The sequence below is a fragment of the bacterium genome (assembly GCA_021158245.1).
Lineage (GTDB): Bacteria > Zhuqueibacterota > QNDG01 > QNDG01 > QNDG01 > QNDG01.
The window spans coordinates 1-8,377 of the sequence record JAGGVB010000101.1; the positions used below are offsets into that span (position 1 = coordinate 1).

Genomic DNA, 8,377 nt, shown 5'->3' on the forward strand with positions numbered 1-8,377 from the left:
GCAAGATATTTTGCAGCAATTGCTCCGGCAGCAGCAGTGCGTATGTTTGTAAGATGGCCTTCGTCAAGCAGAATAGATTCCACCTGTCCTGTTTTCCGGTTGAAAAGAAGCATGAGTCCGTTGTTTAAGGAGGTTCCGGGTTCTTTACTGTTATAAAAGCCGGATGCTATTTTTATAACATAGAGATCATCTCCTATAATGTATCCGTATTTAATATGTACTTCTCCCGGCGGATCTTTAAACAGAAGCTCAGCCACAGGGGGAACTACTGCTCTTTTCTGAGAAAGTGCGGCAAAGCCCTTTTCAATGGCCGGAATAAGATCAATACCGGGGAGTATATTTTTAATCTGTTCAAGATTCAATATCTTCATAATTCACTCCTATTCATAATTTTATATCATTAAACAACATCTCTTAAAAATTCACTAATTCTTTTAAGAGCTGCCTGTAGGTAATTTTTTTCCGAACCTATTCCAAGCCGGATTCTATGATCCATTCCGAAGCTGTCTCCTGCCATAATAAAGGTACTCTTTTCCCTGCGGATCTGCTCGGAAAGTTCCGTTGAATTCATATCAAAATTATAATGCATAAAAACCATGCCTCCTGCTTCAGGAGGGATGAACCTGAAGAGCCCTTTGTGCGTGCCTGCCCATTCTGTTACAAGCGACAGATTTTCTCTGAGTATCTTACGATTGCGGTTCAGTATTTTTGTTCTTGTTTCAGGTACAAGACTTAGCGCTGCAATACGATCGCTCAAAATTCCAGGGGCAATTGTAGTGTAATCTTTTCTGGACCAGGCATCAGATATGAATTTTTCAGGCCCTGCAAGCCAGCCGATTCTGAGCCCGGGAAGAGAGTATGCTTTGGAGAGCCCTCCTGCAACAATGGCTTTTTCATACTTCCCGTAAAATGAGGGAGTATCTTTGCCTGACAGTTCGGCTCCTCTGTAGATTTCATCAGCATAGAGCCATGCGCCGGCATCTTCTGCTATGGATACAATTTCATCCATCTCTTTTTCCGAAAGCACTGCTCCCGTGGGGTTATTCGGGTTGCACACAGCAATCATTTTTGTTTTCGGAGTGATCAGCTTTTTCAGCTCTTCAAGATCCGGATGCCAGTTCAGGTCTTCCTTAAGATAAAAAGGTTTCACATTAATCTTAAATGCACGGGCAACTCCCCATATCTGCATATAATTCGGAAGCATAAGAACAAGTTCGTCACCCTCATTCAGAAGGCTCCATACTGAAATAAAGTTAGCTTCGATTGATCCGTTTGTAACAAGGATATTATCGCAGTCGGAACCGGGATACATGGCTGCTATTTTTTCGCGCAGTTCAATTGACCCGTTGGTCTGGCAGTATCCGAGGCGGAGAGAAAGCAGCTTTTCGATCTCATTTTTATTTAGCAGCTCTTCAAGAGTAAACGGATGGATGCCGGTTTCCGTTAAATTGTATTCAACAGTGTTTTCCCATAAAGACTGGGTACGTTCCAGATTAAAAATTTCAATCTCCATAATAAATTCCCCTTTTTTGAAATAAAGATGCGAAATTTAATCACTCTTTTGTAAAGGAGCATAAAATGGGGATCATGCTGTTTGTTACATGAGAATTTTAATGTTGAAAACAGAGAGTTAGAATTTTTGAAGAATTTTAATTTCATGATCCTAACCAAATTTTATGCTAACAATTTGATTAGGGTATGCAGATTGATCTGCAAGAAGCCGCTGTATTTTCCCGTTTTTCTTCCCTAATGTAAGAAAATACAACCAGCAGCAGGTGCTGTTCTGGTTTCCTCCTCATCAATAATAAATATTTTGAAAGGAAAAAGCAAGGGATTTTTTGAGTTGAAAGTTAAAAAGAGTTATAAAGTTGAAAGTTAAAAAGAGTTATAAAGTTGAAAGTTATAAAGTTATAAAGTGATAAAGTTGAAAGTTGTAAAGTTGAAAGCGCCCGCCTGCACTAATTGACATGGGGGAGACATCTCAAGACATCCCCTGCAGAGGAATAAACAGAAAAACAATGATGCTTTTAATTAAATATTGAAATTTTTCCGGTATGAACAGAAAAACCAGGCTGTTAAATTATTGACAAAACTGATGTTGACAATTTCAAAAATATCATTTATATTTAAGTCTGATTTCATTAAACATTAAACGAGGAATGTATGGCAACAACAAGTGAATTTCGAAACGGACTTGTAATAGAATTAGATGGAGGTTTATATACAACAGTTTATTTCCAGCATGTTAAACCGGGCAAAGGCGGGGCTTTTGTCCGCACTAAACTGAAAAATGTAAAAACAGGAAGAGTTATTGACAGAACATTTCGTTCAGGGGAAAAAATAGATATTGTTCGTCTTGAAAGGAAGAAAACACAATTTTTATACAATGACGGATCGCAGTTTGTTTTTATGGATACACATTCATTCGAACAAATTCTGGTTAATCCTGAAACTGTGGGAGATGCATCCAATTTCCTTATTGAAACAATGGAAGTGGAGCTGCTTATGCATGGCACGGAAGCGCTTGGTATTGATCTTCCGATATTTGTAGAATTAAAAATAGTGAAAACCGACCCCGGTGTCAGAGGCGATACTGCTTCCGGAGGATCAAAACCTGCGACTCTGGAATCAGGTGCTGTTATTCAGATACCTCTTTTTATTGAGGAGGGTGAGATAGTAAAAGTAGATACCCGCACAGGTGATTATGTAGAGCGGGTTAAAAATGCAGGCTGAACAGGGGAGGGAATACTAATGGATATCAAAAATATAAAAGAACTTGTTAAATTAGTTGAAAAGAGCGATATTCACGAACTTGATATTCAGGAAAAAGAGTTACAGATTCGTATTGTAAAAAATTCCGGTGCTGCCCAGGCAGTAAGCCAGATACAGCATATTCCGTCACCAGTGCAGCAGCCAGCTGCAATGATGAGTGGTTCAGGGCAAAGCATGCAGGCAAATAATGTTTCTGATGAAAATGTTTCTGACAAGAGGCCGGACAATATTATTGAAATTCCTTCTCCAATGGTAGGTACGTTTTACAGAACACCTGCACCTGATGCAGCTCCTTATGTTAAGGAGGGAGATACAATTTCATCTGGCCAGATATTATGTATTATAGAAGCTATGAAATTGATGAATGAGATTGAAGCGGAAATTTCCGGTAAAATCGTTAAAATACTGGTTGAGAACGGCGAACCGGTTGAATATAATCAGGCTCTGTTTTTAGTAGAAAAAAGTTAGGAAATTCTATTGCTGAAAAAAATACTGATTGCAAACAGAGGGGAAATAGCGCTTAGGATAATCCGGGCATGTAAAGAACTTGGTATAGCTTCTGTAGCTGTTTATTCGGACGCAGATAAAGATTCTCTTCATGTCCGTTTTGCAGATGAAGCTGTATGCATCGGGCCAGCTTCAGCGCAGAAGAGTTATCTTAACGTGCCCCGTATTATCAGCGCTGCGGAGATCACTAATTCAGATGCTGTTCATCCTGGTTATGGCTTTCTTGCTGAAAACAGTGAATTTGCTGACATCTGTGAACAATCTGATCTGGTGTTTATAGGGCCGTCATCTAAGATGATATCCAGCCTCGGTGATAAAATCTATGCTAAGAATGTTATGCAGAAAGCAGGAGTTCCTGTTATTCCCGGAAGCGAAGGCGGGGTAGATAATGTTGACAAAGCTTTATCTATGGCTAATGAAATTGGTTTTCCTGTGATTCTCAAGGCAACTGCCGGGGGCGGCGGAAAAGGGATGCGTATTGTAAGAGATAAATCCGAGCTTAATAAGGCTATGTCAATGGCTCAATCTGAAGCTCAGGCTGCTTTCGGCAATCCTGTTCTTTATATGGAGCGGTATTTTGAAAGTCCGCGGCATATTGAAGTACAGCTTCTCGGCGATGAACACGGCAATGTAATTGCTCTTGGTGAACGTGAGTGTTCGATCCAGAGAAAACATCAGAAACTGATTGAAGAGTCTCCTTCACCTGCAGTTGATTCCGCTCTCAGGAAACGAATGATAGATGCCGCAATTAAAGGTGCAAAAGCAGTGGGTTACAAGAGTGCGGGCACAGTTGAGTATCTTTTAGATGCAAAAAATAATTTTTATTTTATGGAGATGAACACACGTATTCAGGTTGAGCATCCTGTTACTGAGCAGGTTTACAATATTGATCTTATTAAAGAACAGATCCGTATGGCAGCAGGAGATTCTTTATCCGGAATGGATGTTTCACCGGAACCGACAGGGCATGCCATTGAATGCAGAATCAATACGGAAGACCCTTTTAATGATTTCAGGCCGTCGCCAGGCCTGATTACCAGTTTTCATGTTCCGGGCGGGCCGGGCATACGTGTTGATACACACGGGTATGCACACTACTCAGTTCCTCCATTTTACGATTCCCTTCTTGCAAAATTAATTGCATACGGGCATAACCGCGAAGAAGCCTTAACCAGAATGTCCAGGGCACTTGAAGAGTTTATTATTGAGGGCATTAACACAACCATACCCTTCCATGAGCAGGTCATTAAAGATAAAAACTTTTGTGACGGAAATTTTAACACTCATTTTCTTGAGCATTTTACCTTAAAACCAATAACAAAATAACAGGGGAACGTAGCATGAATATTCCAAAAGATTTAAAGTACACAAAAGAACATGAATGGGCACGTATAGAAGGTGATATTGCAACCATCGGGATTACGGAGTATGCTCAGGGTGAATTAGGCGATATAGTTTTTGTAGAACTCCCAGCAACAGGAGATAAAACAGTACAGTTTAAAGCATGTGCAAATATTGAAGCTGTTAAAGCTGTTACAGACCTTTATGCTCCTGTCTCAGGTGAAGTTACAGAATTAAATGAAGCACTTAATGATTCGCCTGAGCTTGTGAATAAGGATTCTTATGGAGAAGGGTGGATTCTAAAAATTAAAATTTCAGATGCATCAGAGATAGACAATCTGTTAAGCCCTGAAGCTTACGAAGAACTTATTCCGTAATAATGTAATTTGAATTTTATTAAATTTGACAGAGGAGAAGTCAATGCCGTTTATTCCTACAACCGAAGAGAATCGCAGGGAGATGCTAAAAACAATCGGCGTTTCAGACTTTGAGGAGCTGCTAAACTCAATTCCCGGGGAAATAAGGTTCAAAGGGGATTACAATTTACCTGAACCTCTTTCCGAATATGAAGTAACCAAACTGTTAAAAGAGATTTCTCAAAAAAATCTTCATAGCGGGAACAGTGTTTGCTTTTTAGGAGGCGGTGCATACGACCATTTTATTCCTGCAGCAGTAGGACACATAGTATCAAGGCCGGAATTCTATACTGCTTACACTCCTTATCAGGCGGAGGTCAGCCAGGGTACTCTTCAGGCAATTTATGAGTATCAGTCAATGATTTGTGAGCTTACAGGTATGGACGTAGCCAACGCTTCAATGTATGACGGAGCATCTGCATTCGCAGAAGCTGCACTTTTAAGCAGCAACCACACAAGACGAACCGATATTTTAATCTCTAAAAGCGTTCATCCTTATTATCGTAAAGTTGTTAAAACTTACTGCCATAGAAGCGGAATTAAATTAATAGAGATTGATCTGAAGGATGGAGTTACTGATCTTGAAAATCTCAAAAATGCAATGACAGAAAATTGTGCAGGTATTTTAATTCAGCATCCGAATTTTTTCGGATCCCTTGAATCTGTAAGGGAAATTGCTGAACTGGCACATAAAGCGGGTGCATTATTTACAGTGTCTGTTGATCCCATCTCCCTTGGAATTCTATCTCCTCCGGGAGATTATGGCGCGGACATTGTAACAGGAGAAGCGCAGGTTTTTGGAAATGCTATGGGTTTTGGAGGGCCTTATGTCGGGATTTTTGCAGCGACAAAAGCCCTGGTCCGAAAAATACCAGGCAGAATTGCCGGTATGACAGAAGATACCGAAGGCAGAAGAGGGTTTGTTCTTACACTGCAGACACGTGAGCAGCACATCAGAAGAGAGCGTGCAACGTCAAATATCTGTTCAAATGAGCAGCTCTGTGCACTTGCTGCAACTGTGTACATGACGCTTATGGGCAAGCAGGGTATACCTTCTGTTGCGGATATGAGCATGCAGAAGGCTCATTACATGTCTGAAACTCTTTTAAAAATAGATGGTGTAGAGCTTTTGTTCAGGCAGCCGTTTTTTAAAGAGTTCGCAGTTAAACTTCCTTTGCCTGCATCAGAAGTCATTGAAAAGATGAAGGATAAAAATATTTTTGCGGGAATTGATCTTTCCATTTTTGATTATAATATTGATAATGGATTATTAATTGCTGTTACTGAAAAACGTACAAAGCAGGAAATTGATGCTTATGCAGAGATTTTTTCCGGAATTGTAAGTATATAGATAATTGTAAGAAAAAAGCCTGCTTATTTCAGCAGGCTTTTTTATAAATTAAAAAAAGCAAAGCTTCTAAAATTATTTTCGCCCTAAGTACACCTTGAGCCGAAGAGGGGAAAGTCCTTGCTTTGAGTAATGTCAGGTATACAAAAAATCAAAGTGATATTTTTCCTTCAATGTCTATCAGGTCTATTACCTTGCTTTTTTTCTCAATGATTTTATCTTCAATTTTCCATGCATCTGCAAGAATTGCTTCTGCTTCATTAAGCAGAATTTTATTTGATGTGTATAATGTTGCCAGTTTACCGCCTTCTTCTACTTGATCCCCGATTTTTTTATGAAGAACAATGCCTGCTCCCGGGTCAATCCTGTCTGTAACTTTTATTCTGCCTGCACCTAAGTGCCCTGCTGCTATGCCTATTTTTAATGCGTCTTCTGCGCTAATAAAACCTTTACGCCCTGCTGTAATAACTCGTGCATATTTCGGTAATGCATAAGATTCCGGATCATCAACAAAGGAAACATCCCCGCCCTGGATAATAACCATCTCTCTGAAAAGTTCAAAACCTTTCCCGGATTCAAGAACTTTTAAAATCTGCTCTTTTCCCTGCTCAATGGATTTTGCCTTTTTGCCAAGCACAAGCATAAGCCCGCCGAGAGCTGTTGTTACCTCCATAACATCATCAGGGCCCTGGCCTTTTAAAGCAAGTATGGACTCTTTTGTCTCAAGCCAGTTCCCGACTGTAAAACCGAGAGGCTCGTTCATTTCTGTTAAAAGGGCAATTGTGTGCATTCCTGACATGTCCCCAAGCCGGACCAATGCTTCGGCAAGTTTTCTTGTCTTATCGTCAGATTTTAAAAAAGCTCCGCTTCCCATTTTTACATCAAGCACGAGGCCTTTTGCTCCTTCAGCCTTTTTTTTACTTATAATGGAAGCGCAGATAAGAGGAATTGAAGGTACTGTTGCGGTAACATCTCTTAATGCATACATCTTTTTATCTGCAGGAACGAGCTGTCCTGTCTGTCCTGTCATCGCAAAACCGATTTTTTTAATTTCATCTCTGAATTTATCTATAGTAAGATTAGTACGCAGGCCGGGAATTGCTTCTAACTTATCAAGAGTGCCTCCTGTGTGGCCAAGGCCCCGTCCTGACATCATAGGCACGGAAACTCCTGCTCCTGCAACAAGGGGGGCCAGAATAAGGGATATTTTATCGCCGACTCCTCCTGTTGAATGCTTGTCAACGAGAGGAGTACCAAGGCCTGAAAGATCTACTGTTTTTCCGGAATTTATCATTGCTCTGGTCAGCAGCATGACTTCCTCTTTGGTCATACCATTAAAATATACTGCCATTAAAAAAGCGCTCATCTGATAATCCGGTATACTGCCTTTTGTATACTTGTCAATCATCCATGAAATCTGGCCTTTGGTTAAAGGCTTTCCGTCTCTCTTTTGAGTAATTATACTCACAAAATCCATTATGCTTTTACCTTAGTTATCTTGTTTTTGAGTAGCTCCCGTAACAATCTCTATTCCACTGCTTGTGCCAATCCTGCCGGCTCCTGCTTCAATCATATCACAAAACTTTTTATATGTGCTTATTCCGCCTGAAGCTTTTACTTTAACCCCTGTACCTGAAGTACATTCTGCAAGGAGCCTTACATCCTCCACAGAAGCCCCGCCTGTGCTGAAACCTGTGGATGTTTTAACAAAATCAGCGCCTCCTTTAATAATAAGCTCACACGCATATTTCTTCTGATCTGTGTTTAAAAGGGAGGTTTCAATTATGATTTTTAACACTGCATCTCTTTCATGACATGCATCACTCAGTTTCCTGATTTCAAATTCAATAAGTGATTCTGCTCCTTGTTTAAGCTGTCCGATGTTTATAACAGCATCTATTTCACGTGCACCTTCATCAAGAGCCTGCAGTGCTTCAAATACCTTTGTCTCTGTTGTACCGGCACCAAAGGGAAAGCCTGTTACACTGCATAC

9 protein-coding genes are annotated in these 8,377 nt (G+C 40.3%); 5 read left to right on the forward strand and 4 right to left on the reverse strand.

The genetic code is table 11. From position 1 onward, the window contains the following. Both J7K93_06040 and J7K93_06045 read right to left on the reverse strand, forming a co-directional pair. On the reverse strand, window positions 1–371 hold a 371-nt coding region (locus J7K93_06040), incomplete at its 3' end, for an ornithine cyclodeaminase family protein (GenBank protein ID MCD6116554.1). Window positions 372–400: 29 nt separating this feature from the next. Beyond that, window positions 401–1,513 (reverse strand): aminotransferase class I/II-fold pyridoxal phosphate-dependent enzyme, encoded by a 1,113-nt coding sequence (locus J7K93_06045; GenBank protein MCD6116555.1) that lies wholly within the window; start codon window positions 1,511–1,513, stop codon window positions 401–403. A gap of 650 nt (window positions 1,514–2,163) precedes the next feature. Here J7K93_06045 and efp point away from each other — a divergent pair. From efp to gcvPA, 5 genes are read left to right on the forward strand one after another with little or no spacing between them, the layout of a single operon-like run. Next, window positions 2,164–2,733 carry an elongation factor P gene (gene efp, locus J7K93_06050; protein MCD6116556.1) on the forward strand — a complete coding sequence of 190 codons (570 nt, stop codon included), beginning with the start codon at window positions 2,164–2,166 and terminating at the stop codon, window positions 2,731–2,733. A gap of 18 nt (window positions 2,734–2,751) precedes the next feature. Beyond that, window positions 2,752–3,240, forward strand: coding sequence for an acetyl-CoA carboxylase biotin carboxyl carrier protein (gene accB / locus J7K93_06055; protein ID MCD6116557.1), 489 nt, complete (start codon window positions 2,752–2,754; stop codon window positions 3,238–3,240). 9 nt (window positions 3,241–3,249) lie between these two features. Further along, window positions 3,250–4,605, forward strand: a complete 1,356-nt coding sequence (gene accC / locus J7K93_06060) for an acetyl-CoA carboxylase biotin carboxylase subunit (GenBank protein ID MCD6116558.1) — start codon at window positions 3,250–3,252, stop codon at window positions 4,603–4,605. 14 nt (window positions 4,606–4,619) lie between these two features. Beyond that, window positions 4,620–4,997, forward strand: a complete 378-nt coding sequence (gene gcvH / locus J7K93_06065) for a glycine cleavage system protein GcvH (GenBank protein MCD6116559.1) — start codon at window positions 4,620–4,622, stop codon at window positions 4,995–4,997. Between the two features lie 43 nt (window positions 4,998–5,040). Beyond that, window positions 5,041–6,387 (forward strand): aminomethyl-transferring glycine dehydrogenase subunit GcvPA, encoded by a 1,347-nt coding sequence (gene gcvPA, locus J7K93_06070; protein ID MCD6116560.1) that lies wholly within the window; start codon window positions 5,041–5,043, stop codon window positions 6,385–6,387. Between the two features lie 148 nt (window positions 6,388–6,535). On the opposite strand, the gene J7K93_06075 is transcribed toward gcvPA, so the two are convergent. Then, complete coding sequence (locus J7K93_06075) at window positions 6,536–7,861, reverse strand: thymidine phosphorylase (protein MCD6116561.1); 1,326 nt, start codon at window positions 7,859–7,861, stop codon at window positions 6,536–6,538. 12 nt (window positions 7,862–7,873) lie between these two features. Continuing rightward, window positions 7,874–8,377: deoxyribose-phosphate aldolase (deoC, locus tag J7K93_06080; GenBank protein ID MCD6116562.1), on the reverse strand; the 504-nt coding region annotated here is incomplete at its 5' end.